25 protein-coding genes and 1 pseudogene are annotated in these 25,438 nt (G+C 60.1%); 7 read left to right on the top strand and 19 right to left on the bottom strand.

The features are described from left to right. Positions 1 to 152: 152 nt before the first annotated feature. The 4 genes from SERRSCBI_RS11165 to SERRSCBI_RS11150 form a co-directional block, all read right to left on the bottom strand. Complete coding sequence (locus SERRSCBI_RS11165) at positions 153 to 644, bottom strand: nuclear transport factor 2 family protein (protein ID WP_033643018.1); 492 nt, start codon at positions 642 to 644, stop codon at positions 153 to 155. Between the two features lie 9 nt (positions 645 to 653). Further along, complete coding sequence (locus SERRSCBI_RS11160; RefSeq protein ID WP_016927790.1) at positions 654 to 992, bottom strand: MoaF N-terminal domain-containing protein; 339 nt, start codon at positions 990 to 992, stop codon at positions 654 to 656. A gap of 423 nt (positions 993 to 1,415) precedes the next feature. Further along, positions 1,416 to 1,850, bottom strand: coding sequence for a glyoxalase/bleomycin resistance/dioxygenase family protein (locus tag SERRSCBI_RS11155; RefSeq protein WP_033650445.1), 435 nt, complete (start codon positions 1,848 to 1,850; stop codon positions 1,416 to 1,418). An 18-nt stretch (positions 1,851 to 1,868) separates the two neighbouring features. Then, entirely contained in the window at positions 1,869 to 2,738 is an 870-nt protein-coding gene (locus SERRSCBI_RS11150; RefSeq protein ID WP_042784456.1) for a helix-turn-helix domain-containing protein, read from the bottom strand. 179 nt (positions 2,739 to 2,917) lie between these two features. Here SERRSCBI_RS11150 and SERRSCBI_RS11145 point away from each other — a divergent pair, with 179 nt between their 5' ends. Together SERRSCBI_RS11145 and SERRSCBI_RS11140 are read left to right on the top strand one after the other, a co-directional pair. Continuing rightward, positions 2,918 to 3,835 carry a DMT family transporter gene (locus SERRSCBI_RS11145; RefSeq protein ID WP_042784455.1) on the top strand — a complete coding sequence of 306 codons (918 nt, stop codon included), beginning with the start codon at positions 2,918 to 2,920 and terminating at the stop codon, positions 3,833 to 3,835. A 54-nt stretch (positions 3,836 to 3,889) separates the two neighbouring features. Beyond that, entirely contained in the window at positions 3,890 to 4,786 is an 897-nt protein-coding gene (locus tag SERRSCBI_RS11140; RefSeq protein WP_042784454.1) for a PhzF family phenazine biosynthesis protein, read from the top strand. 66 nt (positions 4,787 to 4,852) lie between these two features. Here the strand turns inward: SERRSCBI_RS11140 and SERRSCBI_RS11135 are convergent, their stop codons facing one another. From SERRSCBI_RS11135 to SERRSCBI_RS11110, 8 genes and pseudogenes are all read right to left on the bottom strand, one after another. Continuing rightward, positions 4,853 to 5,137: a hypothetical protein gene (locus SERRSCBI_RS11135; protein ID WP_232097446.1), complete on the bottom strand. Its 285-nt coding sequence runs from the start codon at positions 5,135 to 5,137 to the stop codon at positions 4,853 to 4,855. Between the two features lie 161 nt (positions 5,138 to 5,298). Further along, positions 5,299 to 5,727 (bottom strand): hypothetical protein, encoded by a 429-nt coding sequence (locus SERRSCBI_RS11130; RefSeq protein WP_369795923.1) that lies wholly within the window; start codon positions 5,725 to 5,727, stop codon positions 5,299 to 5,301. Positions 5,728 to 5,739: 12 nt separating this feature from the next. Then, positions 5,740 to 6,198: a hypothetical protein gene (locus SERRSCBI_RS24105; RefSeq protein WP_071883549.1), complete on the bottom strand. Its 459-nt coding sequence runs from the start codon at positions 6,196 to 6,198 to the stop codon at positions 5,740 to 5,742. A 163-nt stretch (positions 6,199 to 6,361) separates the two neighbouring features. Further along, positions 6,362 to 6,748 (bottom strand): hypothetical protein, encoded by a 387-nt coding sequence (locus SERRSCBI_RS11125; RefSeq protein WP_232091357.1) that lies wholly within the window; start codon positions 6,746 to 6,748, stop codon positions 6,362 to 6,364. Beyond that, positions 6,745 to 7,416: pseudogene (locus tag SERRSCBI_RS24730) on the bottom strand (RHS repeat-associated core domain-containing protein); the annotation flags it as partial. The gene SERRSCBI_RS11125 and the pseudogene SERRSCBI_RS24730, both read right to left, overlap by 4 nt. A gap of 81 nt (positions 7,417 to 7,497) precedes the next feature. Further along, a complete protein-coding gene (locus SERRSCBI_RS11120) occupies positions 7,498 to 7,764 on the bottom strand; it encodes a hypothetical protein (protein ID WP_041035036.1) in 267 nt (88 codons plus the stop codon). Further along, positions 7,749 to 11,966 carry an RHS repeat-associated core domain-containing protein gene (locus SERRSCBI_RS11115; protein WP_232230771.1) on the bottom strand — a complete coding sequence of 1,406 codons (4,218 nt, stop codon included), beginning with the start codon at positions 11,964 to 11,966 and terminating at the stop codon, positions 7,749 to 7,751. The genes SERRSCBI_RS11120 and SERRSCBI_RS11115 overlap by 16 nt, the downstream gene beginning before the upstream one ends. Before the next feature lie 31 nt (positions 11,967 to 11,997). Next, on the bottom strand, positions 11,998 to 12,429 hold the full coding sequence (locus SERRSCBI_RS11110; RefSeq protein ID WP_033643010.1) for a DcrB-related protein: 432 nt from the start codon (positions 12,427 to 12,429) through the stop codon (positions 11,998 to 12,000). A 232-nt stretch (positions 12,430 to 12,661) separates the two neighbouring features. On the opposite strand from SERRSCBI_RS11110, the gene SERRSCBI_RS11105 reads away from it, so the two are divergent. Both SERRSCBI_RS11105 and SERRSCBI_RS11100 read left to right on the top strand, forming a co-directional pair. Continuing rightward, positions 12,662 to 13,666, top strand: coding sequence for an alpha/beta fold hydrolase (locus SERRSCBI_RS11105; RefSeq protein WP_033650452.1), 1,005 nt, complete (start codon positions 12,662 to 12,664; stop codon positions 13,664 to 13,666). Positions 13,667 to 13,735: 69 nt separating this feature from the next. Continuing rightward, the gene (locus SERRSCBI_RS11100) at positions 13,736 to 14,386 is read left to right on the top strand and encodes a dihydrofolate reductase family protein (RefSeq protein ID WP_042784450.1); all 651 of its coding nucleotides are present in this window, start codon (positions 13,736 to 13,738) and stop codon (positions 14,384 to 14,386) included. Positions 14,387 to 14,427: 41 nt separating this feature from the next. Here the strand turns inward: SERRSCBI_RS11100 and SERRSCBI_RS11095 are convergent, their stop codons facing one another. After that, entirely contained in the window at positions 14,428 to 16,044 is a 1,617-nt protein-coding gene (locus SERRSCBI_RS11095; RefSeq protein ID WP_042784449.1) for a serralysin family metalloprotease, read from the bottom strand. 411 nt (positions 16,045 to 16,455) lie between these two features. Between SERRSCBI_RS11095 and SERRSCBI_RS11090 the strand changes: the two genes are divergently transcribed. Then, positions 16,456 to 16,809 (top strand): AprI/Inh family metalloprotease inhibitor, encoded by a 354-nt coding sequence (locus SERRSCBI_RS11090; RefSeq protein ID WP_042784447.1) that lies wholly within the window; start codon positions 16,456 to 16,458, stop codon positions 16,807 to 16,809. A 4-nt stretch (positions 16,810 to 16,813) separates the two neighbouring features. Here the strand turns inward: SERRSCBI_RS11090 and SERRSCBI_RS11085 are convergent, their stop codons facing one another. Both SERRSCBI_RS11085 and SERRSCBI_RS11080 read right to left on the bottom strand, forming a co-directional pair. Further along, positions 16,814 to 17,335, bottom strand: a complete 522-nt coding sequence (locus SERRSCBI_RS11085) for a chromate transporter (RefSeq protein ID WP_033644268.1) — start codon at positions 17,333 to 17,335, stop codon at positions 16,814 to 16,816. Beyond that, positions 17,332 to 17,898 carry a chromate transporter gene (locus SERRSCBI_RS11080; protein ID WP_042785697.1) on the bottom strand — a complete coding sequence of 189 codons (567 nt, stop codon included), beginning with the start codon at positions 17,896 to 17,898 and terminating at the stop codon, positions 17,332 to 17,334. The genes SERRSCBI_RS11085 and SERRSCBI_RS11080 overlap by 4 nt, the downstream gene beginning before the upstream one ends. 103 nt (positions 17,899 to 18,001) lie before the next feature. Between SERRSCBI_RS11080 and SERRSCBI_RS11075 the strand changes: the two genes are divergently transcribed. After that, positions 18,002 to 18,913 carry a LysR family transcriptional regulator gene (locus SERRSCBI_RS11075; protein WP_042784446.1) on the top strand — a complete coding sequence of 304 codons (912 nt, stop codon included), beginning with the start codon at positions 18,002 to 18,004 and terminating at the stop codon, positions 18,911 to 18,913. 290 nt (positions 18,914 to 19,203) lie between these two features. Beyond that, positions 19,204 to 20,373: a cupin domain-containing protein gene (locus SERRSCBI_RS11070; protein ID WP_042784444.1), complete on the top strand. Its 1,170-nt coding sequence runs from the start codon at positions 19,204 to 19,206 to the stop codon at positions 20,371 to 20,373. A gap of 36 nt (positions 20,374 to 20,409) precedes the next feature. On the opposite strand, the gene SERRSCBI_RS11065 is transcribed toward SERRSCBI_RS11070, so the two are convergent. The 4 genes from SERRSCBI_RS11065 to SERRSCBI_RS11050 all read right to left on the bottom strand — a co-directional run bounded on the left by SERRSCBI_RS11065 (position 20,410) and on the right by SERRSCBI_RS11050 (position 25,432). Then, the gene (locus SERRSCBI_RS11065; protein WP_042784443.1) at positions 20,410 to 21,714 is read right to left on the bottom strand and encodes a c-type cytochrome; all 1,305 of its coding nucleotides are present in this window, start codon (positions 21,712 to 21,714) and stop codon (positions 20,410 to 20,412) included. Between the two features lie 11 nt (positions 21,715 to 21,725). Beyond that, positions 21,726 to 22,184, bottom strand: a complete 459-nt coding sequence (locus tag SERRSCBI_RS11060; protein ID WP_033650458.1) for a (2Fe-2S)-binding protein — start codon at positions 22,182 to 22,184, stop codon at positions 21,726 to 21,728. After that, positions 22,184 to 24,406: a molybdopterin cofactor-binding domain-containing protein gene (locus tag SERRSCBI_RS11055; RefSeq protein WP_042784442.1), complete on the bottom strand. Its 2,223-nt coding sequence runs from the start codon at positions 24,404 to 24,406 to the stop codon at positions 22,184 to 22,186. Before SERRSCBI_RS11055 ends, SERRSCBI_RS11060 begins: the two co-directional genes overlap by 1 nt. Positions 24,407 to 24,607: 201 nt before the next feature. Further along, the gene (locus SERRSCBI_RS11050; RefSeq protein ID WP_042784441.1) at positions 24,608 to 25,432 is read right to left on the bottom strand and encodes a M55 family metallopeptidase; all 825 of its coding nucleotides are present in this window, start codon (positions 25,430 to 25,432) and stop codon (positions 24,608 to 24,610) included. Positions 25,433 to 25,438 lie beyond the last annotated feature (6 nt).

Genomic DNA, 25,438 nt, shown 5'->3' with positions numbered 1-25,438 from the left:
CCTCAAGCAGTGGCGGGACAATGACGCCCATCAACCGCGCCGCCACTGCCAAAGGCGGCCGTAGCCTACTCGACGCGATGAACGTTTGGTATTTATGTAAGTAAATAAAGTGTTGCAGGCGCGTAGAGGGCCGCCGCAGCGGCCCTTTTGCATCAGAACATGGTGTTGTCGTTGGCCGATTTTTCCGGCACATCCTGATTGACGTCCCAATGCTCGGTGATTTTCCCCTGATCGTTCACCCGATAAATATCCACGCTGGCAGTGCCGCGATCCTGCGGGTTATTTTGATATTTGACGTGAACGTAGACCAGATCGCCGTTGACCGCGCTGCGGTATATTTTAGCGCTGTACTGCGGGTTGTCTTTGAAGGTCTGGCTGAAGAAATCGAGGAACGGCTTGATGCCGTCGCCGACGAACGGGTTATGCTGCTTGTAGTTTTCCACAATCAGCTTCCGCGCCACGCCGATGTCATGGCGGTTGAAGAAGCCCGCGTACAGATCTTCCACCACCTTCAGCTTTTGCTGAGCATGATGATAACCGCCCTTGCCGGCCGATTTGTAAGACGCCGCCTGATCCGTTGACAGCGCCGGGTAACTCGCCAGCAGGCCGCCGACGATCGCACAGGTGATCAATGCCTTTTTCATAACTGCTCCTTAGTTTCCTGAGTGACCTACAATTTTCAGCTGCCCTTTCAGATGGGTGAAGCTGCCGTCCTTGGCGGCGATGTTGGTGTACACCTCGCCGCGCTCGAAGTCCTCGATATGCGTCACGTTGTCGCCGGACTGCGGCTCATGCCAGTAGACCATGTAGACCTTCGGCCGAATTTCCACCGCGGTGTACTGCACGGTATCGGTGATGCCCTGCGACGCCTCGCCGATGCCGGTGAAGGTCATGGTCTTGTCATCGGTAAAATCCAGCTTGAAGGCGAAATCGCCAAAGGTCACCTGCACCACTTTACCAACCGCAATAAACTGCCCGTGTTTTTCCGTCATCGTCGCCGCCTTACTGTTTGTCAGGGAGGTTTGCGCCGCCGTAGCGGCAGGCAATGCCAGGGGAAAGTCAGGGCTATCGCCAGCGCGATACCCGTTCGCTTCACTGTTTTCATCGTTCCTTCTCCTTTCCGTGGTTGAAAACGAGAATCATTATTATTTCTTAACGGTTAGCGGAAATATAAGAATAATCTCTATTCCCATCAGGCACCTGACGACGCCAAAAGAGGGTAAAAAATCGCCGTGAAATGGCGTGGCAATAGCGCGTTCTGACCCTTGGTTTTTACGCAATGAACGGGATTACTGTTTTCAGGATGAGGGATAGCTCGGGGATTCGGTAGGTCTATAGCGCAGATAGCTTTAAGCTAATGCGAATTTGTTCTTAAGCCGCCCGCCGCAGGGAAACGGCGGCGAACGGCGCGGCGTTTAACGCAGCCAGGGCGTATAGGTGACGCCAACCAGCAATCCTTCCGGGCTGAGCAACCGGGTAACGCTTTGCCCCCACGGCTCTTCACGGTTGGCGACCAACAGCCGATAACCGCGCTCGACCAGCCCCTGGGTGGCTACCGCCATGTCGGCCACGTCAAACTCGATCCACGCCTGCGGCGCCGCGAGATCCGCCGGCCAGCGATCGTCGCCAAAACAGGACTGCGCCGCCTGCGCCAGCGGCCACAGGGCGAAGTGTTTCACCCCGTCCAGCGCGCCCTGCTCGGCCAGCAGATAGCTCTCGTTGCCCGGCATCGGCTTGAGCGGCAACCCCAGCGCCTCGACATAAAACGCCTTGCTCGCGTCGCTCTCACGCGTGATCGGCCCGAATCCGGCGACGAACAATACGCCCAGGCCCGCAAATTGTTGATCCATACTTGCACTCCCTTCCGGTTAGCGCCCCTGCCGCACCTGCAGCGGAGCAAATCCATAGGCCGCCTTGAAGCGGTTGCTGAAATGGCTGGCGGAGCTGAAGCCGCACGCCAGCGCGATCTCGGTGATCGGCTGTTGGCTATGCCGCAACAGCTGTTCCGCCCGTTGCAGCCGCGCGCGCATCACGAACTGGTGCGGCGCCAGGCCGGTGGCGTGCTTGAACATGCGGGCGAAGTGGTACTCGCTCAATCCGGCCTGCGCCGCCAGATCGGCCAGCAGCAGCGGCCGATCGAGATGGCTTGCGATATATTCCCGCACTCGCCTGGCTACCGAGGGGGCCAGGCCGCCGCGCGCCTGCGGCAGCGTCCACTGCAGCTGGCTGTAGCGTTGGATCAGGTGCGACATCAGCAGGTTCGACGCGCTGCTGAGCGACAGCAGATTGGCGCTGTCCCGCCAGTCGCAGTTAAGCAAAAACTGGCGATACAGCAGCGTAATTTGCGGATCTTCGCCAAAGCTGCGCGGCTCTACGTTGATCGCCGCCGGGCTGCGATCCCAGGTTTGCTCCGCCAGCCGGCGCAAATGCCCGTCGGTGCAATACAGATGCACGAACGACAGATCGCTGCGCACATCCCAGGTAGATGCATACTGGCGCGGCATGATGCAGAACCGATCCGGCCCGCCGCCGTTGCGCCAGCCGCCCGGCACCTGCTGGTAACACTCATAGCCGTCGGCGACGTACAGGCTCAGGGTATGGTGGTCGGCGCTCTCCTGCGTGACGCGATCGTTGCAGTTGGACCAGGCGGCCAGCTCCACGCCGGTGCCCAGCAGCACGCTGCCGTGCAACCGCGCTTTATGCTCACGCAGTGTTTCAAACGCCTGATAGTTGGACATCGCCGGCCCCGTTGTTCGACATGCCGACAGTGTAAAGAGTGGCGCCTCGGCATGCCAGCGGCCGCCCCGCGCTTTTGGCAAAAAAAAGCGCAAGAATATGCAACTGGGCGCAAGGCGCTGCAAGCGCGGCCGCACGCCAAAGCGGATACTGCGCCATCGGCTTTTTCGGAGTGAATAGAATGAATGCGCTGTTGTACCTCGCCGTGGTGCTGATTTGGGGCACCACCTGGATTGCGATCACCCTGCAACAAGAAGGCCCGGTGGCCATTCCTGTCTCGATCGCTTACCGCTTCGCCATTTCCGCCGCGGTGATGTTCGCCGTGCTGTTGCTAACGCGCCGCCTGCGCCGCATCGCCCCGCGCGATCATTTGTTCTGCGTGTTGCAGGGCTGCTGCGTGTTCGGTTTCAACTTCTTCTGCTTTTACCACGCGGCGGCTTATATCAGCAGCGGGCTGGAATCGGTGATCTTCTCGATGGCGGTGCTGTTCAATGCCCTCAACAGCCTGCTGTTTTTCCGCCAGCGCCCCAGCCCCAACCTGCTGCCGGCGGCGCTGCTGGGGTTGACCGGCATCGTGGCGCTGTTCTGGCAAGATCTGGCCGCCACCCGCATGGCGCCGGAGCTGCTCAAAGGCATCGGTCTGAGCGCGCTCGGCACCTACGGCTTCTCGCTGGGCAATATGATCAGCGCGCGTCATCAGCGCCGCGGGCTGGATATCTTTTCCACCAACACCTACGCCATGACCTACGGCGCGATGCTGATGGCGCTGATCGCCCTGACGCAGGGCGCATCGTTCCAGATCGAATTCAGCAGCCGCTATATCGGCTCCCTGCTGTACCTGGCTGTCTTCGGATCGGTGATCGCCTTCGCCGCCTACTTCAGCCTGCTCGGCCGCATCGGCGCCGGCGCGGCGGCTTACAGCACCCTGCTGTTCCCGCTGGTGGCGCTGACCATCTCGACGATCTACGAAGGCTACCAGTGGCACTTCAACGCCGTGCTGGGGCTGTGCCTGATTCTGCTGGGCAACCTGGTGATGTTCGCCAAGCCGGGGCTGAGGTGGCGACGGGCAGGTATGCCAAAACAAAATTCAACCCTTTGAAGCCATTGGCGAATATCGTTATCATCAGGTTTTGTTGATAACGGATGATGGCCAATGCTCAGAAGCGATGATGTGACACCCCGCGCCTACAAACAGGTGGACGTTTTCACCGCCACGCCGCTGCTCGGCAATCCCGTGGCGGTGGTGCTGGAAGCCGAAGGGCTGAACGACGCGCAGATGCTGGCATTGGCCCGTTGGACCAACCTTTCGGAAACCACCTTTGTGCTTAAACCGACGCACCCGGCGGCGGATTATAAGGTGCGCATCTTCACTACCGAAAAGGAGCTGCCCTTCGCCGGCCACCCGACGCTGGGCACCGCACACGCCCTGCTGGAAGCCGGATTGGCGCCTAAACGCCCCGGAACGGTGATGCAGGAATGCGGCGTCGGCCTGGTGGCGATCAATATCCTGCCGGAAGGCGCATTGGCGTTCGCCGCGCCCGAAGTCAGTTTTCGCGCGATGGCGGTTGAGGAAACAGAACGGCTGATGGCCGCTTTACAGCCGGCGGTGATTGAAGCCGATACCCTGCCGGTTATTGTCGACATGGGCATCCGCTGGCTGATGATGCGCCTGCCGGATGCGCAATCTTGCCTGGCGGTGATGCCGGATCAGGCTATGATCGAACAGTTGCAAACCGCCTGTGATGTGGATGGCGTAGTGATTTATGGCGCCTGTTCTGCGGCCGAACCGGCAGATTACGAAATGCGCGCATTTATGGTGGAATGCGGCGCCTTGATCGAAGATCCGGTAACGGGCAGCGCCAACGCCTGCCTGGCGCGCTTGCTGAAGGCCAACCGCTTCCCCGACGGCGATTGGACCGCGCATGGCTATCTGGTGCGCCAGGGCACCCAACTGAAGCGAGATGGCCGCGTGAGCGTGCGCTTTATTGACGGCGAGCCCTGGATCGGCGGGCAGTGCTGCACCCTGATTAACGGCACATTGGGTATTTAGTTTGGAGATGTAGGATAAGGAAGGCGTTGGACATTTGGAGGGGTGTTTACCCTATCGGATCGCGATTCATGAATTGCTAAAAACAAAGCTTTCCTCTGCTAAGTTATGTTCTTTCCTATGTTGCACATCCCAGTCAAAGTAGCCATCAGGCTGTTTGGATTCGACGCCTTTCAGCCAATACTGTTCACCATAAGCTATCAGCATTGCCCAATGATATTCAATTTCATAGCTCCTGAGACAGACAGCCGTATAACTGTTGATAGGCTTGCACACTAAGCTCGATGATAAAACCAATAACTCCGCGTCACTTTCAGACTTTTGCGCATATTTAACAATGATCGCTTTAAGCATTTCCACCCAAGTATAAAAATTTAAAACTACAGTTTCATTCGAGTCATTCTCATCTCGAAAAAGGATACCATCAACCAGACTAGATTTGTTAATTATTGGTAATCTCCATCCTTAATATTAGTTTTAAAGCTATCAATGTCAATTAGATAAATACTACTCATTTAACTCCTGATGATCCCAGGTTTTTCTATGAAATCAAAAAACCAAAAGAAATTCTTTGGCTCTAAATGCAGTGAACTTTCATGGTCACCATCTTTATATCTTACAATGAATACTGAGAACGGCTTTTCACTATAATCCACTGCAACTATTTTAACTTCCCGTTCAGTTTTAAACGCTTGTGAATAGATTGACATCATAGAAAATTGATCATCCACATCTACCTCAAACCACGGAGCGATGTTTTCAACTAAATGTGAATTAACAACCCCATCATCATCAATGTAAAATTCAAATATAACCTCACCAGATATAAAGTAAACCCTGTCATACATCGGGTGAAAAACCGGCGGCATATTCGAATCTATGTAGCCAGTGACAACTATATCACTGACCCCAAATTTAATCACATGCTCACTAAACTTACTCACATACTCCATAAGCTATCGCCAGAATGAAAAATCAGATACGAAAATTTCGTTTATTGTCAATCCACTAGGAATATGGCTTATCGCATCGGCGATCTCATCATATGGAGGTGGGAGTATAAACGAAACGCCAAAGTCATCATTAATAATGATTGAACCATTGTATATTTTCTGTGAAACCGTCAGCTTGATTACATCTTTTATTTCCATTCCGGGGGATATGATTTCGTTGTAACTCCCATTATAATAAGAATTACATCCAAGTGATAAAATAATACCGTCTTTATCAGTTACGACGGTCAAGGTATTGTCGACTATATATGACTTTCGCTCACTCCCGTCAGGTAGGAAGTGGGTTTTAATCTTAACGCTAAATCTGGAGTGCATCTCATTAATATATAATGAAATATTTTCATTTAGAACGACATTCCCTATGGAAACACCAGACACAATCCTAGCGTTAAAATCAATCATGTTAGATACCGTAATATAAAATGATTTATCAATGTTTATGGATGGATATTTCAAAATTATCAAACCTGCTTTTAGATACTTTTTTACTCTAGATATTTAGAACCGACTGAGAATTGTCGGCTCTAACGCAGATTTAGAAATGGTTACATTGTTAACGTGAATACTAAGAATCAGGATAGACGACTCTATAATCCTCATCCCTATGAAGCTTAGTCCAAATTCCATCCTTCCACTTCACATCTCCATCTCTTAGTATTTTTTTTATTTTTCTCTCAAAGTCTAGATTAAAAAAATCATTAGATTTTATTTTCACATCGATCACATGATTATCATCACAAAGAACATCCCCCAATCTATCAACTCTATCTATAACCTCTATATTATAATCCTCTAGTTCTGCTTTTGCCACATAGCGCCCCTTATCATCTTCACAAGGAAGTGAAACACCAAACGCCCTTTCCAGTTTAATAAGCAGCTTATCAAATGGAATGTCTTCCAATAATAAAATACCTAATTGCCTATTCTCGTTCACAGCCACTCTCCATTTCATGAACATCCGGAACGCCCTAACCTTCTTTGGACGTCGCCTTTTCTAGCCAGATAATCTAACTCATGGGTGTAGAACACCCTAAACCCAAATGGTTCATTTCTTAATCCTGGGAATTTCTGCCTTAACTTCGAATCGATAGACTCCTCTATTGATTTCACCCCCCCAAGCTTAGATGCGTCCCGGTGTCTATTCCTAAACTCAGGTGAACTCGCTAAGTAATCCGACTTAATAAATCCATCAACATCGAAATCATTCATGTTAATAGGTCTAGCAATCGCAGGATCATGGGACTTACTTATTCCACTTGCAGCACTACCTCTATATCCAACGGTTGCGTTTGAATCTATCTTCTGTATAGCAGGAAGATGTTCCAATAGAATCTCATCAATTTGTTGCTGAAGATTATTTAAGCCACTAAGTCCTAGAGGATCTATCCATCCCAAAGGATTTGGCCTATAAGCATATAAATTCAACCCGCCGCGCAGCCCTATCGGATCCTGCGTGGTGAAACGCCCCACCTCGGGTTCGTAGTAGCGGAACAGGTAGCACAGGTTGCCCGCCGCGTCGGTCACCTCCAGCGGCGCGCTGTTCAGATCGGTGTGATACCAGTAAATATCCGCCGAGCGGCTGTCGCCCGCCTGATCCAGCGCCGCCAGCGGGCTCGCCGGATCGTTATTTAAAAGTCCATCAGTGCATAAAGCCGAGCATTTAAAATTAGCAAATCAAAATCAGATCAATAATCTTTATAACTAAGTTCTAAGCAACGATACAAACTCTTTAAATGCTTCTATTACAGTTTCCTCGTCTGATAATTCTCTTCGTTCATTAATTATATAGTTCCCGGTTTCAACATCAATGATCTCCAACATACAAGATGCATCATCCCACACCGTAAAACGTGCAATCTTCGTATCGTCATCTATATCAACAACCAGACTATCTGTAAAATCATTAGCATTGTACTTAACTTCATAATGGCTATTGGATAAGATCCAATCACTTATTTTTTTGAGCATGTTGAAATTCCTGATTCTGTTTTATGAGCCTTAACCTCAATGTTTTTCACAGTCGGCATTTCTGGTACTGGTAGCCCCTTACGTTTGGCTAATCGCCCCTCCAACGAGTCAGGACCAACTATTTTTGCCCAACCTTCATTTGTCTTGATTAATGATCGTTCAGGCACTTCGAATTCAACGTACATAGTACCCGGTTTAGCTTGTTTTCCAAACGCATCAATATTTGCAGGTGATGCTACATGGGTTGTTCCCGTTGTGCTTTGCACAACCTTACCTGTGGAAACCATTTTTTCATATTCTGCCGGTCCCATCCAGCGACCAACAGTAACCTCAGTCAACCCATACGGATCCACCCACATCAGCGGGTTCGGCGCATACTGATACAGGTTCAACCCGCCTTCCAACCCTATCGGATCCTGCGTGGTGAAACGCCCCACCTCGGGTTCGTAGTAGCGGAACAGGTTGTAGTGCAGACCGCTTTCGTCGTCCTGATATTGCCCGGCGTAGCGCAGCGGCTGCTGGTATTGCGCGCCCTGCCGCTTCGCCGCGCCGGCCACCGTCTGGCCCTGCAGCTTGCCGAAGGTGTCGTATTGCCCGGACCAGCACAGGTTGCCCGCCGCGTCGGTCACCTCCAGCGGCGCGCTGTTCAGATCGGTGTGGTACCAGTAAATATCCGCCGAGCGGCTGTCGCCCGCCTGCTCCAGCGCCGCCAGCGGGCTCCACGGGCTGGCCGGATCGTAGCTCCAGCTGCGGCGGCTGCCGTCGTCGCGCTGCTCCTGCAGCAACCGGTAGCCCTGCCACAGGAAACGGGTCGTCTGTTCGGTTTTGCCCTTGTAGCGCACCGCCTTGCGGCTGCGGCGGCCCAGCGCGTCGTAATGATACTGTGCTTCGAACTCGCCCTGCGGGCCGCGGCCGTGCGCCCGCACCAGCCGGTTGTCGGCGTCGTAGCGGTAGTGCTGTTCGTACAGGCCGTTGCGCCGGCTGATCAGGTTGCCCCAGGCGTCGTAACGGTAAAACAGTTTTTGCCAGTGCGTCAGGCGGTTGTCGGCGATCGGCGCCAGCGGCAGGTGCGCGTCGATGTCGCTCTGCGGGCTGCGTTCACCCAGCAGATTATCCGCCAGATCGTACACCAGCCGCGCGCCCGGTTTGCCCTGATTGGGCTCGCGGTGTTGCAGCAGGCGGCCTTCGGCGTCGTAACCGTAGTGCACTTCGCCGCGCAGCGCGTCGCTCACCCCGGCCAGCTCGCCGCGGCCGGTGTAGCGATAAGCGCGCCACAGCACGCCGTCTTCCGGCCGGATCAGTTTGTCGTGGCCGAAGGCGCTGCTCTGCCAACTGCGGCGGCCCATGGCGTCGTAACGCCGCTGCTGCTGCAGCGCGCCCTGGCTGCGGCCGGTTTCCCGGTGCAGGCGATCGCGGGTGAACTCGCTCACCACCTGCTGGTTGAATTTGATGGCGCTGGCGTGGCCGGAACCGTAATACAGCCACTGCAGGCGATCGCCCTGAGGCAGCGTCAGCGCCTGCAGGTTGGCCAGCGCATCCCATTGGTATTGCAGTTCGCCATTCACACCCAGCTCGCCGAGCAGCCGCCCGGCGGCGTCATAGCGCATCTGCACGCTGTCCGGCTCGATGCCCAGCGCCGCGCCGCTCGCCGTCGGCAGGCGGTTCAGCTCACGCAGCCGCCCCATGGCGTCGAAACGGTAATGCCATTCCGCGCTGGCGTTGCCGCGCCAGACCAGTTGCCCGGCCTCGTCGAAGCGGAAGCGCTGTTCGCGCTGCGTCAGCTCGCCCGCACTGCCCGGCAAGCCGACCTCACGGAGCTCCTCCAGCAGCCCGGCCGCACCGTAGCGATAATAATGGCGGGTGTCGTCCGGGCGCTCTTCGGCCACCACACGGCCCACCGCATCGTAGCTGAAGCGGTAGTCGCCGCCGTTGCCGTTCTCCAGCCGCGTCAGCCAGCCCTGCGGGCTGTAGTGATAGCGCCGGGTGCGGTTGATGCGATCGGTGATGCTGACCGGCAGCCCCAGGGCGTTGTACTGCCAGCGGGTCAGGCTGCCCAGCGCGTCCTGATGTTCGGCCAGCTGGCCGTGCGCGTTCCAGTTAAAGCGCTCTTCGCCGCCGTCCGGGTGGATCAGGGTATGCAGGCGGCCGCCGTTATCCCACAGGTAGCGCGTCTGGTGGCCTTCGGCATCGGTCTGCGTCGTCAGTTGCCCCAGCGCATCGTAGGTATAAGCCGTGACGCTGCCGGAACAGTCGGTGTAGCGCGTCAGCTGGCCGCGGGCGTCCCACTCCAGCTTCACTTCCCCGCCCAGCGCGTCGATCACGCTGGCCGGCAGGCTCTCTTCGTCATCCGGATAGCGGTACAGCGTGGCATTGCCCAGCGCATCGACATAGCGCGTCGGGCGCCCCAGCGTGTCCCAGTGCTGCGCTTCGCTGCTGCCGTCCGGGTAGGCGACGGCGAACAGCCGGCCGCTGTTGCGCGAATATTGATAGCGCGTCACGCGGCCGAGCGGATCGGTCTCCGACAGCAGGCGGCCGTAAGGATCCCATTCGCTCCGGCGCTGCGCGCCGCCGGGCAGCAGCACGCTGCACAGTTCGCCGCGTTGGTAGATAAAGCCGTAGCGGCGCTGGTCGAAATCGGTGTACTGCGCCACGTTGTCGTCGTCATCCAGCCGCCACTCCGCCCGTTTGCCGTCGCCGCGCACCGCGCTGCGGCGCCCGCCGGCGAAGTCATAGCCGAACTCAAGGGATTCTCCGGCGCTGTTGCGATAGGCCGTCACGCGCGGCACGCCGTCGATCTCTTGCCATTGGTATTCGTTCAGCAGTCCGGCGGCGTCCTGGTGGCTGATCATCAGGCCGTCGCGCCAGCCAAAGCGGCGCGTCACCTCACCGGCGCGGTTGCTCACCGTCGTCAGTTGGCCCTGCTCATCGTAACCGTAGCGCGCCAGCGTCCGTTCGCCTTCGGCGGTTTGCAGCGCCACTTCGCACAGGCGGCCCTGCGCATAGCGGCACATCAGGCGCTGCCCGGCGCTGTCCACCAGTTCATTCAGCAGCCCCTCGCCGTCGTAGAACAGCGAGGTGGCGTTGCCGATGGCGTCGGTGATCATGCTGAGCCGGCTCGGCCGATCGCCCGCCAGCGGCGGATAGTGGAAAATCTGTTCGCCGACGTCAAACAGCTGCCAGCTGCCGTCGTCGTTGTGCATCAGCCAGCATTTTTCGGCTTCGCAATAGGTTTTGTGGCCGCGCGGCACCCTGGGGAAAGCGACGAAGTCGCCGGAAGGCGCGCGCCACACCAGGCCGTCCTGATACGGCTGCAGGCTGCTCTCCCAGAACAGGTTCCAGCCGCGGCCCAGCACGCCGTCGCCGGGGTTACCGCTGCGCCAATAGCGCTGCCAGGCGACCGGCAGGCGCGATGGCAGCACGAAATCGAGATCGTCTTCGCCGTCGAGGAATTTCTGGCCGCTGACGATATCCACAGGCCGGGCGATAATGCCAACGGCGGCGGTCGCGGTCATCAGGGTGCCGGCTCGGCAGGCGATGCGCGCCAGTTTGTTGATGCCGGGCAGTTTGCCCAGCAGTTTGCCGAGCGCCCCCAGCTTGCCGGCGGCGCCGCCCACGCCGCCCACCAGGCCGGCGAACAGCAGCGTCAGATCGGAGACCTTATACAGCCAATCCGGCACTTCGGGCTTGATCGGCAAGGTGGTGACGGTGCCGCCGCCGATAAACACGTTGGGCGAACCTTCCATCACCTGCGCGTCGCAGTTGGTTTTGTCCCCCACGCGCGAGGCGGGCTGGCCGTTGATGCTGACCTTGTCGGAGCCCTGCGCCATCTGCATGCTCGGGCCGTCGTCGCTGCAGGCCACCTGGCTGTTGGTGGCGAGCGCGGCGGGTTTGCCGTTGATGAAGACGTTGGGGGAGCCGGTGACGATATTGCCTTTGGGGGTCAGGCTACCGGCACCGGCGTCGGCAATGCCGTCGCGCGCCGCGGTGGCCGCCTCCCCGGTGAGATACCCCACCGCCAGGCTGGCGCCGATGAGCAGCACGCCGACGCCGATACAGGAAGCCGCCAGGCCGGCGACGAACAGCGCACCCGCCGCCAATGCGCCTGCGGCGGCGATCAGGCCGCCGACAAGGGTGCCGGCAATCATGCCGGCCAGGGCATGGGAATGCCCGATGGTATCGCCGACGCGGGCCGCTTCGGTCATCGTAAGTTCCTTTTACGCAAAAAGTTCATCGTTAGGCCGCCCGGTAGCTGTTCAGCACCTGCTGCAGCAGCGCGTCGTCTTGCGGCGTCAGCTTGCGCGCCATCGCCAGGGTGAACACCAGCACCCGGCCTTCCGCCAGCGCGAACACCGCCTGGTTCTGCCAGATGCGTTTGCCGTCGCGCAGGTAGCTGGCGCGCACCCACTCACCGGCGGCCAGCCCATCGCCCAGCGACGCCGGCTCGCGGCTTTTGAACGCCCAACCTTTCAGCCCCTGCGCCAGCGCATCAAGCTGGCGAGTGACGTAGCTTTCCAGGTTCTCCGCCGGCTGCAGCGCATCGCGGGAAATATTGACTGAGGGGGAAACATCATCGCCGGCCAACAGCACGTTGACGGTGCGATCGGCATAGCCTTCCGGCAAAGCGACGCTGCCTTCGCTGAAAGCGCAGCGGGATAAAGCGGACATGCGAGGATCCTTTTGCATAAATAATGCTTAAGCATCGCATAACTTAGCCTTGAAATAAAACCATCAGATACTGCGAATGTTGCACGGCGTGACCCCGTTCACTGTGAAAAAGACCGTTGTCGGAATCTTGCCGGGAATCAAACCGTAATATTACAGAATTATCTGAAACCACTGGCGCGCCAGCGCGCCGATTGTGGCTATACTCGGCTATCGCCCTTTTCAGGAGATCAGGATGCTGAGATTAACCCGCCGCGCGCTGTTGTGCGCCACGTTGGCCGCGTTCACCGCCGGCGCCGCCGAAACGCCGAAATTCGGCCCGGAGCTGCAGGGCTTTCACTACCCCTACCCGTTGCAACAATTCAGCTTCACCTCGCAGGGGCAGCCGTTAAAAATGGGCTATATGGACGTGCCGCCGGAAGGCGCCGCCAACGGCCGCACCGCGCTGCTGCTGCACGGTAAAAACTTCTGCGCCGCCACCTGGCAGGACACCATCAAGGCGCTGAGCAAGGCCGGTTACCGCGTCATCGCGCCCGATCAAATCGGTTTTTGCTCCTCCACCAAGCCGGCGCATTACCAGTACAGCTTCCAACAGCTGGCGCAAAATACCCACGGCCTGCTGCAGAATCTGAACATCAGCAAGGCCATCGTCATCGGCCACTCCACCGGCGGCATGCTGGCCACGCGCTACAGCCTGATGTATCCGCAGGCGGTGGAACGGCTGGTGATGGTCAACCCGATCGGCCTTGAGGACTGGAAGGCGAAAGGCGTGCCGTGGCGCAGCGTCGATCGGTGGTTCGAGCGCGAGCTGAACACCACCGCCGAGGGCATCCGCAACTATGAGCAGCGCACCTACTACGGCGGCCGCTGGAAGCCGGAGTACGATCGCTGGGTGGATATGCTGGCCGGGCTGAACAACGGGCCGGGCCACCGCCTGGTGGCGTGGAACTCGGCGCTGATCTACGACATGATCTTCACCCAGCCGGTGTATTACGAGTTCAAGGATCTGCAAACGCCCACCACGCTGATGATCGGCACCGCCGACACCACCGCCATCGGCAGCGATATCGCCCCGCCGGCGGTCAAGGCCAAGATCGGGCACTACGCGGTGCTGGGCAAGCAGGCGGCGAAACTGATCCCGCACGCCACGCTGATCGAATTCGCCGGGCTGGGCCATGCGCCGCAAATGGAGGAGCCGGCGCGCTTCCATCAGGCGTTGCTCAAGGCGCTGCAACCCTGAGCGGCCGGTTGGCGCAGCCGGCGCGCGGCGGCTAAACTTTCAGCTGGCACTCAATTGCAGGAGACAGCCATGCGACAGATTATTGCCAGCGCGTTCGTCAGCCTCGACGGCGTTATGCAGGCGCCCGGCGGGCAGGACGAAGACCGCAGCGGCGGCTTTCGCTTCGGCGGCTGGACCGCCCCCTATTGGGATGACGCCGTCGCGGAAACGATGGGCGAACTTTTCTCTGCGCCTTTCGATCTGCTGCTCGGGCGGCGCACCTACGATATCTTCGCCGGCTACTGGCCGCATATCACCGACGAGGCCGACCCGTTTTCCGCCGATATCGCCCGCACGTTCAATCAGGCGGCCAAGTACGTCGCCACCCACCACGGCGAGACGCTGACGTGGGAGAACAGCCAGTGGCTGGGGCAAGACATCCTCGCCCGGCTGCGCGAGCTGAAGCGCACCCAGGGGCCGGTGCTGCTGGTGCAGGGCAGCAGCACGCTGATGCAACAGCTGCTGGCCAACGATCTGGTGGATGAACTGCGCTTGCTCACCTACCCGGTGCTGCTCGGCGGCGGCAAGCGGCTGTTCGATGACAACGCGGCGCCGGCGGCCTTCACGCTGACCCACTCGGTGGTCTCGCCCGGCGGCGTCATTGTGGCTCACTACCGCCGCGCCGGCGCGGTGAAAACCGGCTCTTTCGTGGCGGAAAGCGCCGCGGCGGCCCAGTCGTAAAAAAAGGGCCGGTCGGCCCTTTTCTCTTTCCCTTCCTCACCTCAGGCAAACAAAATATCGCTCTGCTCCACCTGCCCGACCACGTGGATCTTGAAGTCGGCGGCATAGCTGTTGCTCTGGGTGTTCATCAACAGATCGGTGGTGCCGTTGAAGGCGTCGAAGTTGAGCTGGATCTCGCCTTTCTGGCCGCTGAAGGCGCTGCCGCTGTCGATAAAGCGCAGCTCGCTCAGGCTATTGTTGAAGCGCAGGCCGGAGAGATCGATCTTGTCGATGCCGTGCTCGAAGTCTTCAATCACGTCGAACGCCGCCACCGTCGACTCTTTGGCGTTGAGATAGACGAAATAGTCGGTGAAGTTGTTGGCGTCTTTGCCGCCCCACAGATGGTCCGCCCCCCGCCCGCCGTACAGGATGTCGGAACCGGCGTTGCCCGCCAGCAGGTTGTCCTGATCGTTGCCGATGAGCAGATCGCGCCCGCTGCCGCCGATGGCGTTCTCGATGATCGCCCCGCGCGCGATGGCGACGTTCTGCGTGCCGCCGCCGACGCTGGAGAACGCGCCGTCGTTCAGGTTGATCATCTGCTGCTGGCTGTAGCCGGAGAAGTCCAGCGTGTCGTTGCCGCCGGCGTCCCACACCGCGAAGTTGACCGGTTTGCCGTTGTCCGCCGTGGCGGTCAGGAAATCACGGCCGGTGTTGGAGTTGAAGCCGTACACCGTGTCGCCGGTGCGGGTGTTCATGTTGGCGCCGTACAGCTTCTGGATCGCGGCGATGTCATCCACCATCGGCCCATAGCCATACACCCCTTTGGTGTCGGCGCCGGTGTAACCGGCGTTGAAATAGCTCATGATCGAGTATTGCAGCGAATCCTGATAATAAGCCGCGTCGTTCTGGTAACTCGGGTTGCCTAACGATGCGTCATAAGATCCCGGATGCGCCAGCCCCAGGGCATGCCCCAGTTCGTGGGTGAAGGTCTGGCTGCTGAAGTCGCCGCTAACCGGCGCCTTATGGGTGGCGAAATTTTTGTTGAACCACACCGTGCCCGCAAAGGCGTTATCGCTGCCCGATTTGGAACTCGGCGGGTAATAGGCGTAAGCGTTGATGGCATTCGGGCCGCTGCCGGCTGCGGTGCTGCCGTCGGCGCGCTGCGTGAAGTAGGCGAAGGTGATATCCGCGCGGTGGTTGATATCGGTGGACGCCGCCTCGGTGAAGGTTACGTTCGCCACGTCGGCCCACGCCTGCATCGATTTCAGCGCCTGAGCCTGCGCCGCCTGGGTCAACGGCTGCAGCCCCTTGTCGCCGTCACCGGTCTGGCCGATGCGGTTCAGCGCGCTTTGCGTCAGGAAGGAATAGGTCAGCGCGACCGGCTGGTGATACACCTGGTCGCCGTTGTGCGTCAGGCCCGGCCGCGTCAACTGATCGGCGGCGCGATCGAAGCTGAAGTTATCGCGGATTTTACCCAAATTATTAATCGCCGCCCCGCCGCGCTGGTTACTGTACAGGTTAGCGTTGTCCAGCGTGAACAGCGCGCCGTAGCCCAATCCGTCATAGGGGCTGCCGGGCTGGTGATAGTAAAACTGATAGTTATGATCGTTGGGGGATGTGGCGGCCAGGCTGGTGAACTCATCGTCATCTTGCAAAATGTCGTTGTGGCGACTGCTCATTGCATTCTCCTTTTACACACTAGGAATCCACTCGATTTGTAAGACCATTCATCAGTCGTTCTTATCTAAGTCGAGGCTTAGGATTGACCAGTATAGTGACTCACTCCGGCGGCGCGAGCCCGCCCAGCCTGGCTTCACCGCGCCGGGCGTTAAGAAGGAGATAACCATAACAATTTGTATTCTCACTATATTAATGAGAAAAATAAGCGCAATAACAGGTTAATCACTCGTCTTTTCGCGCCTTTTAGCGACGGTTAGATCAGAATAATCGAGGATTAAAAAACCTAATCCTTGCCTCATCATCCCGCCGGGAACGTGCTAAGGTGTGAACGGACAGCCGAAAGGAGTGACCCGATGCCAACCCATTTCCTTATGCGCGCCTTGCGTCGCGCCAGCCTGACAGGAGTCGTTATGAGCGTATTGTGCAGCAGTGCCCTGGGCAGTTCACTGCCGTTGCTGGAACCCGCCGCGCTGAAGGGCGACTGGCAGCTCGCCGCCATCGGCGACGGTAAAGCCGTCTGCGAGGTGCAGCTGAGCGCTGAAGCGGTAGCCAACACCAACGCTTTCCGCTTCAGCGCCTCCGCCGAGTGCCTGCAGCCGCTGGCGCTGCAAACGTTGCCGGTCGCCTGGCGGCCGACGCCGGACGGCATGACGCTGACCGACGCCGAAGGGAGCATGGTGGCGTTTCTGGCCCTGACCGCGCCGAAGCGCTATGAGCTGATCGACCGCAACGGCCCTTCACGCTTTGTGCTGATCCCGCGCTAACCCTTCAGGCAAACAGCAGGCCGAGCAGCGCGCCGCCCGCCAGCACCCACAGCGGATGGAGGCGCTTGCTCATGCTTAATCCCGTCGCCAGCGCCACGATCGCCGCCAGCCGCCAATGGGGCGCGGAAGCCTCGGCGATCAAAAGGCCGCTGGCCACCACCAGCCCCACGGTCAGCGGCACCAACCCGGCCTGCACGATACGGCGCCACGGACGATCCTTAAAGCGCCGCCAGGCGCCCATCACCAATAGCGTAACGATGGAAGACGGCCCGAACTTGGCGATCGAAGAAACCAGCAGCCCCGCCCAGCCGGCCACGTGCCAACCGACCAGCGGTACGATCATCATGTTCGGCCCCGGCGCGGCCTGCGCCATGGCGAACAGCGCGCTGAACTCCTGGGCGCTCATCCACTGATGCACCTCTACCACTTGCCGCTGCATCTCCGGCAGAATGGTCATGCCACCGCCGAACGCCAATAAAGAGAGCTCGGTGAAGATCAGCGCCAACGCCATCAACACCCCGCTCATGACGGCCACCTCCACATCAGCAGAATGCTCAGCGGCGCCAGCACCAGCATGGTCGGCAACAGCGGCAGGCGCAGCCAGGCAATGGCGATCAGCGCCAGCGCGACGATCGCCAGCGCCGGCCATTTGCCGCGCAGCGGCAGCAGCATCTTGATCCCGGTCGAGAGCAGCAGCCCGGCGGCCGCGGCGGCCAGCCCGGCGAACACATGCTGCACATGGGGATCGTTTTGGAAGCGGGCGTACACCACGCCCAGTCCCACCACGATCGCCGTCGGCGCGCTGATGAGGCCCAGCAAGGCGCACAGCGCGCCGCGCAGCCCGCGAAATTCCATCCCCACCGCCACCGACAGGTTGATCACATTGCCGCCGGGCAAAAACTGGCACAGGCCGAGCAGCTCGGTGAACTGTTCCGCGTTCAGCCAGCGCCGGCGTTCCACCAACATGCTGCGCGCCATCGGCAGTACGCCGCCGAAGCCGATCAGCCCCAGCCACAGAAAGCCCAAAAACAGCGCCGCGTTGCCCGGCGCTGCCGCCGGGTGCGGTTTTAACGTATTGATATCTGACATGACATTGCCGTTCCACATCGCTTGTTTTGATGTCTGGTATCATGCGCGTCGCCGTGCCATGATGTCTAATGCATTCCGGAACAACGAAAGATACCTTTGAGGTATGGCTATGATTGAACTGCGTCGCCTGCGGGCGTTCGTCACCGTGGTGGAAGAAGGCAACATCACCCGCGCCGCCGAGCGGCTGTTTATCCAGCAGCCGCCGCTGACCCGCCTGTTGCAGGGGTTGGAAGACGAATTGGGCGTGAAGTTGTTACAGCGATTGCCGCGCGGCGTGCGCGTCACCGAAGCGGGCGGCGTGCTGTTCGAAGAAGCCCGCGCCCTGCTGGCGCGCGCCGAACGCCTGCGCGAAGCGGTGCAGCGCGCCGCCCGCGGCGAGCAGGGCCACATCGCCATCGGTTTCACCAGTTCCGCCGCGCTGCACCCGTTCGTGCCCAACCTGCTGCGCCGCTACCGCGACATCCTGCCGGGCATCACCACTCAACTGGAAGAAGCCGGCAGCGGCGAACTGATGGAGGCGTTGCTGGAACAGCGCCTCGACGCCGCCTTTGTACGCTCGCCGGCCAACGGCATTCCCGGCCTGAGCGTAGAGCCAGTGCTCAGCGAGCCGATGATCGTCGCCCTGCCGCTGGGCCACCGGCTGGCGCAAGAAACGCAGCAACCGCTGCCGTTGGCCGAACTGGCTCACGAGGCGTTTATTCTCTATCGCCGCCCGGCCGGCCAGGGGCTGTACGACGCCATCCTGGCCGCCTGCCACCGCGCCGGCTTCAGCCCGCGCATCGTGCAGGAAGCGCCGCGCCTGCCGGCCACCCTCAGCCTGGTGGGCGCCGGATTAGGGGTGTCAATCGTGCCCGGTTCCATGCGGCGGCTGGGCGGCGACGGCATCGTCTACTGCACTCTCGCCGCAGAAGTGCAGCTCAGCGCCCCGCTTTACCTGGCGCTGCGCCGCAGCCCGGCCTCGCCGATCGTCGAGCGCTTTCGTCAGCTGGTGCTGGAGACCGTGGGGCAGTCATAAAAAGCCCGAACGGCCAATAAAAAATGACGTTCGTTTATTATTTATTTAAGCCTGTGAGCGGTGAAAATTAATTCCAATCCATAACTATTCAACTTCCGGTTAATTAATTAAACCCGCTCTCACTTAGTAACAAACGCAAACAAATAAGCGCCTACGCGATACATTCCAGCCGCTAGGATTTAAGGGTCACAGCCTATTCCCGCCGATGACAAAAAATCATTTCAATGGCGATCGCGCCTTCCCTGTCGCCTGCCGCTGCAGGCGCACGGTTTTATATTGGAGAAAACGCTATGCTATCACGTCGTGATATATTGAAAGTCTCCGCCGTCAGCGCGGCCGCCGCCGGCATGATCGGCGGCATCGCCAAAAATGCCGCTGCCGACGACCATCGCAATATCGTGCCCCCCAGCAGCTATCAGCCGCCTGCCGATGCGCAGCATCTCTATAAATACAAATTCACCGACAGCAAAAAGCGCAGCCTGCCCAACGGCTGGGCGCGCGAAGCCACCGTCGAGCAATTCCCGATCTCCGAAGGCGTGGCGGGCGTCGACATGACGCTGGAGCCGGGCGGCGTGCGCGAACTGCACTGGCACGCCATCGCCGCCGAATGGGCGTTTATGCTGGAAGGCCATGCGCGCATCACCATCCTCGATCCCGAGGGAAAATGTGAGGTGGCGGACTTCGGCCCCGGCGACGTCTGGTATTTCCCGAAAGGCTATGGCCATTCCATTCAGGCGCTGGCGGACGGCGCGCATTTTATTCTGGCGTTTGATAACGGCCACTTCTCCGAATTCGGCACCTTCAGCATTACCGATTGGGTGGCGCATATGCCGAAAGAAGTATTGGAAAAAAGCGTCGACATGCCGGCGGCGGTATTTTCCAAGGCCAAACAGGGCGAGGCTTATATTGTCGGCGGCGCCGTTCCGCCCACATTGCCATTGCCGAAAAGCGACGGCGGATTAAATAACGCCCCGCTGACCCACCGCTATGAATTAATGAAGCAAAAGCCGTTCTTTGAAAATGACGCCGGCAGCGTCCATTTGGTGTCGTCGAAAGAATTTCCCATTTCCACCACCATGACCGGCATCATCGAGATCGTGAAACCCGGCGCAATCCGGGAATTGCACTGGCACCCCAATGCCAACGAATGGCAATACTATATTGCCGGCAAAGGCCGCATGACGGTGTTCAGTTCGCACGGCCACGCGCAGACGGAAGAGTACGCCCCTTCGGACGTCGGTTACGTGCCGCAGGGCTTCGGCCATTACATCGAGAACATCGGCGATGAGGATTTGAAGGTACTGATCGTGATGGACAACGGCATTTATCAGGATATTTCGTTGTCCGACTGGCTGGCGAAAACCCCGGCCTACCTGCTGGCGGACAACTTCAATAATCAGGTTGAGGACTGGCAGGATAGACCGAAAGACAAACGGGTGATGTCGCGCCGCAGCCGCTGACGCCGCGGCGAGGGAGAATCTCCCTCGCCGCTTTCTTTACTGCTTGCGCTGCTCCGCCACCTGTTTGGCGGTGACCTTGCCCTGCTTGTCGCCGAAATGGCCAACCACAAAGTTGGCGACCGCCGCCACTTCCTCGTCGGAATACGCGCTGCCGAACGCCGGCATCATCTCATGCCGCTCGCCGACGCTGATGCTTGTCCCCTTCAGGATGGCCTGCACCACGCTGCGACCCTGCGGATCGTTCACCGCCGTGCTGCCGACCAGCGACGCGTACTCGCTCTGGCGGCCCGGCCCGTTCCACTGGTGGCAGCCGCTGCAGTCGTTGGCGAACACCCGGCGCCCGAGCGAGCTGTCTTGCCCGCCCGGCAGGATCGGCGTGGAAGCCCCCGCCCCCTTCGGCTGCAGGTTCACCGCCGCGGCGTCGTCCCCGGCGATCGGCTCGATATCGCGCAGGTATTTCACCAGCGCCAGATTATCTTCCGGCGTCAGGAACTGCAGGCTGTTTTCCACCGCTTCCGCCATCGGGCCGGCGGCGCTGCTGCGCCCCGGCGCATGACCGGTGGCCAGATATTGCGACAGCTGCTGGTCGCTCCAGCCGCCGATGCCGGTCTGTTTGTCCGGCGTGATGTTGGCGGCGAACCAGCCCTGCACCACTTCACCGCTCAGGTGCTTGCTCTGGTTAAGGCCGAACCCCAGATTGCGCGGCGTATGGCACTCGCCGCAGTGGCCGAGCGCCGTCGCCAGATAGGCGCCGCGATTCCACTGTTCATCCTTGTTGAGATCCGGCGCGAAGCGCTGCTCCTGGAAGAACGCCAGGTTCCAGAATTTCATGCCCCAACGCTGGTTGAACGGGAACGACAGATCGTTTTGCGGGTTGGCCTGTTTCACCGGCGGCAGGCTGAACAGATAATCCTTGATCGCCAGCACGTCGTCGCGGCTCAGCCCGGTGTACGAGGTGTACGGCATCGCCGGATACAGGTTGCCCTGCGGGCCGATGCCCTCACGCACCGCGCGCACGAACTGATCGTCGCTCCAGTTGCCGATGCCGGTCTCTTTGTCGGCGGTGATGTTGGTGCCGTAAATGGTGCCGAACGGCAGTTTAAAGGCGAAGCCGCCCGCATAAGGCGCGCCGCCCGGCGCGGTATGGCACGCCACACAGTCGGCGGCGCGCGCCAGGTACTCGCCGCGCGCCAGTTTATCGGTCATGCCGGCCGGCGCCCCGGCGATCGGCGCCGCAGGCTCCGCGCCGGCAGGCCGCAGCAGGGTATACAGCGCGTATCCTCCCGCCAACACCACCACGGCGATAATCAGCCATAACAGCCCTTTCAAGGCGTTGCTCATCACGTCTCTCCCTAACCCAACGCCTTGGCGGCCTGGTGGATGGCGGCGCGAATGCGCACATAGGTGGCGCAGCGGCAGACGTTGCCGCCCATCGCCGCGTCAATGTCCGCATCGCTCGGGTTTTTGCTCTGGGCCAGCAGCGCGCTGGCGCTCATGATCTGGCCGGACTGGCAGTAACCGCACTGCACCACGTCCAGGTTGAGCCAAGCTTCCTGCACCGCCTTGCCTTCCGGCGTGGCGCCGACGGCTTCGATGGTGGTGATTTTCTTGCCGGCGGCGGCGGAGACCGGCGTCATGCACGAACGCACCGGCACGCCGTCCAGATGCACGGTGCAAGCGCCGCACATGGCGATGCCGCAGCCGAACTTGGTGCCGGTCAGGCCGGCTTCGTCACGCAGAAACCACAGCAGCGGCATGTGCGGATCGCCCTCAAAGGTCAGCGGCTGCTCGTTTACGGTTAAATGAATCATCAGGTTCTCTCCTTGTCAGACGCCGGATTCGCAGTGGGATTATGCAGCGGCAGGCTCAGCGAGGCGCGCGGCCGCCCGAGCAGCGCCAGCGCGTTGCCGACCGCCGGAGCGATGGTCGGCACCCCCAGTTCGCCTACGCCGGTCGGTTTCTCGGTCGAAGGCACGATGATCACCTCAACCTCCGGCATCTCATTGATGCGCAGCGGGCGGAAATTATTGAAGTTGGACTGTTCGACCACGCCGTCTTTCAGCGTGATATTGCCGTACAGCGCCAGGTTCAGGCCGTAGCCGATGCCGCCTTCGATCTGCGCGCGGATCACGTCGGGGTTCACCGCCACGCCGCAGTCCACCGCGCACCACACCTTGTGCACTTTCGGGATACCGCCTTCGCCGATCGATACCTCGGCCACCTGCGCCACATAGGTATCGAACGCCTTGGCGACGCCCACGCCGCGCGCGCGTCCGTCCACCACCTTGGCGCCCTGCCAATCAGCGGCTTTGGCCACCGCCCGCAGCACGCCCGCCGCGCGCGGCGCGTCGCCCATCAGCGCCAGCCGCCCTTCCACCGGATCCTGCCCGGTTTCCTGCAGCAGTTGATCGATAAAGCTCTCCACCGCGTGGCCGGTGTGGGTGCTGGCGACCGACCGCAGCGAGGTGGTCGGCACCTTGCCGGGCACGATATGCGCATCGCAGCGGAAGGCCTCAAAGGTATAAGGCACCTCGCTGGCGCCCTCGACCATCATCTGATCGAGGCCGTTGACCACCAGCGCATCCATCGCGCTGTGGCGCGTCCAGGAGTGGCCGACTACGGTATCGGTCCAGCCCACCACCTTGCCGCCGCGAATGGCGCCGCGCAGGCGATGCAGGATCATCGGGCGATACCAACCGTTGCGGATGTCGTCCTCGCGCGTCCATACCACCTTCACGCCGTGGCCGGGGCCGATGCCCTTGGCCGCCGCCGCCATGTCGGCCGCCAGATCCGGCCCCAGCGTCGGGTTGCCCAGATCGATACGCCGGCCGAAGCTGCCGCCCGCCAGAATGGTTTCAATCTGCACCTTCTCCGGCGGCAGCTCGAACAGATCGCACAGCTGCTTGTGGTCGAGCGTCTGGATTTGGCAGCCGTAGCGCGCCTTGACGCTTTCGCCGTCCCAGAACAGATAGCCGTCCAGCGGCTCCATCGGCGCGTGAGCGACGTAGGGGAAGGTGTATTCGGCCTCGATCACCTTATCGGCCTTGTCGAACACCTCGTCCGGCTTACCGAGACTCTTCGCCACTACGCCGGTTTTCTGCGCCACCTGGCGGAATTCGGCGTAGATCTCCTCGGTGTTGCGTCGCTCCGCCTGCGCATCGTCCCAAGTGACCCTAAGCCGATCCCGCCCCTGGATCGCCGCCCAGGTGTTTTTGGCGTAAACCGCCACGCCGGTGGCGATTTGTTTCACCGCCACCACGCCCGGCACCGCCAACGCACGTTCGGCGTCAAACGTCGCCACCTTGCCGCCGAAGCGCGGCGGTTTCTTGATGGTGACGGTCAGCATGTCCGGCTCGTGGATATCCTGCGAGAACTGCGCGCTGCCGTTGGTTTTCGCCAGTGAATCGACGCGGTGCAGACCGCGCGTTTTGCCGATCAGGGTGAAATTGGCCGGATCCTTCAGCGCCAGGCTGGCGGGATCGGGCGGCGGCAGCGTGGCGGCCAACTCGGCGAACTCGCCGAAACCCGCTTCGCGCCCGCTGGCGGCATGGCGGATCTTGCCCGCCTGCACGGTGATTTCCTGCGCGGAGGTTTTCCAACTCTGCGCGGCGGCCTGCACCAGCAGCGCGCGCGCCATGGCGCCCATGCGCCGCATCTGTTCATAGGCGTTGGCCACCGAACTGGATCCGCCGGTACCCTGGAAGCCGAACGCCAGGTTCTTGTAGACGGCGGTATCCACCGGCGCGGCCACGACCCGCACCTGCGCCCAGTCGGCGTCGAGCTCTTCGGCGACCAGCGTCGCCATGCCGGTATAGACCCCCTGGCCCACTTCGGTGTGTTTACTGATGACGGTGACGATGCCGTCGGTGCCGATCTGGACGAAGGCGTTGGCGTCAAACGCCGTCGCGCCGGCGGCGGCCGGGGCGTTCGAGCGCGCCAGCGCGCCGGTGGACGGCAGATAGGCGCCGATCACCAACGCCCCGGCGCCGACGATAAACCGCCGCCGCGAAAGCGGAACTTGGGATATGCTCATTGCTCATGACTCCAAAAAAACCGAAGGCGTCACTGCCTTCGGCGAAACAGCGCTAATTATGGGAATGGCTTGCCGCGCCGGTCAGGTGACATAGCACAACAGAGCAATAATTAGCGTAGCCTATTATCCAGTAGGCTTAATGTTGAAGAGGGATTTTCTATTGAAGAATCGTGCGGTGCGGGCGGAAACCCGCACCGGGGGTCAGCTCTGCGTCGTCGCCAAATAGGAGAAGACGCTGAGCAGGCGGATTTGCGCCGCCATGTTGTCGCTGTCGAAGGCCACGGTGAGCGCATCCTGGCGCTCCACGCCGGGCACCAGGCTGAACAGATCCGCCAGCACCGGTTTGGCCGCCATCAGCGTCAGCCGGTAAGGCGGCATAAAACGGCGCTCCACCGGCAGTCTGGCGCCCTGGCGCACCTGTTGCATCGCGCGCTCGCGGATCTCGGCGCGTGCCCGCTGTGGGCTGAGCGATTCGGCGGCGGTTTGCGAGAGGGCGCGTTTCACGCAAACATAGCCGGATTGCGGATAACGTTCAGCGATCCAGCGTTGCAGCTCGTCGTCACCGCTCACCAGCCACAGCGGCACGTTTAATTCGGCCGCCGCCGCCGCATACAGATCGCTTTCGCCTACCGCCTCGCCGTTCAGGCTGACGCGATAAAAGGCCCGGCCGTTGATGGTATGCGCCAGCACGCCGCGCTCGCCGGCGGCGCTGTGATAACCAATAAACATCAGGCCGTCGTAACGTTGATGCTGCAGCCCTTCCACCATCGACAGCCCGCGCGGTTTGCCCTGCACCAGGCGCGCCCGCGCATCGATGCGTTCGGCGCGCAGGTTCTGCATCATCGCGTGGCTGTCGGCCACCGTCACCTCGGTGGAGCCGCCGGCAAAAGCGCAGTCGATGGCGGCGTTGACCTCCTGCTCCATCAGCTCGCGCGCCGCCGCATAGTCGGCGTGGGCCGGGTTGCACTGCTCCGGCCGCATCACGCCGGCGATCCCCTCGATATCCGCAGAGATAAAGACTTTCACATCAAG

Source organism: Serratia sp. SCBI, assembly GCF_000747565.1.
GTDB classification, from domain to species: domain Bacteria; phylum Pseudomonadota; class Gammaproteobacteria; order Enterobacterales; family Enterobacteriaceae; genus Serratia; species Serratia ureilytica.
The sequence above is the reverse complement of the archived record's forward strand: the minus strand, read 5'-3'. Positions and strand labels throughout refer to the sequence as shown.

Coding starts and splice junctions, on each gene's coding strand:
- SERRSCBI_RS11105 (WP_033650452.1), top strand. CDS start 12,662: ATGCTGAGATTAACCCGCCGCGCGCTGTTGTGCGCCACGTTGGCCGCG.
- SERRSCBI_RS11160 (WP_016927790.1), bottom strand. CDS start 992: ATGACGGAAAAACACGGGCAGTTTATTGCGGTTGGTAAAGTGGTGCAG.
- SERRSCBI_RS11080 (WP_042785697.1), bottom strand. CDS start 17,898: ATGTCAGATATCAATACGTTAAAACCGCACCCGGCGGCAGCGCCGGGC.
- SERRSCBI_RS11100 (WP_042784450.1), top strand. CDS start 13,736: ATGCGACAGATTATTGCCAGCGCGTTCGTCAGCCTCGACGGCGTTATG.
- SERRSCBI_RS11140 (WP_042784454.1), top strand. CDS start 3,890: ATGCTCAGAAGCGATGATGTGACACCCCGCGCCTACAAACAGGTGGAC.
- SERRSCBI_RS11085 (WP_033644268.1), bottom strand. CDS start 17,335: ATGAGCGGGGTGTTGATGGCGTTGGCGCTGATCTTCACCGAGCTCTCT.
- SERRSCBI_RS11065 (WP_042784443.1), bottom strand. CDS start 21,714: ATGAGCAACGCCTTGAAAGGGCTGTTATGGCTGATTATCGCCGTGGTG.
- SERRSCBI_RS24105 (WP_071883549.1), bottom strand. CDS start 6,198: ATGATTGATTTTAACGCTAGGATTGTGTCTGGTGTTTCCATAGGGAAT.
- SERRSCBI_RS11060 (WP_033650458.1), bottom strand. CDS start 22,184: ATGATTCATTTAACCGTAAACGAGCAGCCGCTGACCTTTGAGGGCGAT.
- SERRSCBI_RS11070 (WP_042784444.1), top strand. CDS start 19,204: ATGCTATCACGTCGTGATATATTGAAAGTCTCCGCCGTCAGCGCGGCC.
- SERRSCBI_RS11075 (WP_042784446.1), top strand. CDS start 18,002: ATGGCTATGATTGAACTGCGTCGCCTGCGGGCGTTCGTCACCGTGGTG.
- SERRSCBI_RS11165 (WP_033643018.1), bottom strand. CDS start 644: ATGAAAAAGGCATTGATCACCTGTGCGATCGTCGGCGGCCTGCTGGCG.
- SERRSCBI_RS11135 (WP_232097446.1), bottom strand. CDS start 5,137: ATGCTTAAAGCGATCATTGTTAAATATGCGCAAAAGTCTGAAAGTGAC.
- SERRSCBI_RS11055 (WP_042784442.1), bottom strand. CDS start 24,406: ATGAGCATATCCCAAGTTCCGCTTTCGCGGCGGCGGTTTATCGTCGGC.
- SERRSCBI_RS11115 (WP_232230771.1), bottom strand. CDS start 11,966: ATGACCGAAGCGGCCCGCGTCGGCGATACCATCGGGCATTCCCATGCC.
- SERRSCBI_RS11155 (WP_033650445.1), bottom strand. CDS start 1,850: ATGGATCAACAATTTGCGGGCCTGGGCGTATTGTTCGTCGCCGGATTC.
- SERRSCBI_RS11095 (WP_042784449.1), bottom strand. CDS start 16,044: ATGAGCAGTCGCCACAACGACATTTTGCAAGATGACGATGAGTTCACC.
- SERRSCBI_RS11150 (WP_042784456.1), bottom strand. CDS start 2,738: ATGTCCAACTATCAGGCGTTTGAAACACTGCGTGAGCATAAAGCGCGG.
- SERRSCBI_RS11090 (WP_042784447.1), top strand. CDS start 16,456: ATGAGCGTATTGTGCAGCAGTGCCCTGGGCAGTTCACTGCCGTTGCTG.
- SERRSCBI_RS11110 (WP_033643010.1), bottom strand. CDS start 12,429: ATGTCCGCTTTATCCCGCTGCGCTTTCAGCGAAGGCAGCGTCGCTTTG.
- SERRSCBI_RS11125 (WP_232091357.1), bottom strand. CDS start 6,748: ATGAAATGGAGAGTGGCTGTGAACGAGAATAGGCAATTAGGTATTTTA.
- SERRSCBI_RS11145 (WP_042784455.1), top strand. CDS start 2,918: ATGAATGCGCTGTTGTACCTCGCCGTGGTGCTGATTTGGGGCACCACC.
- SERRSCBI_RS11120 (WP_041035036.1), bottom strand. CDS start 7,764: ATGCTCAAAAAAATAAGTGATTGGATCTTATCCAATAGCCATTATGAA.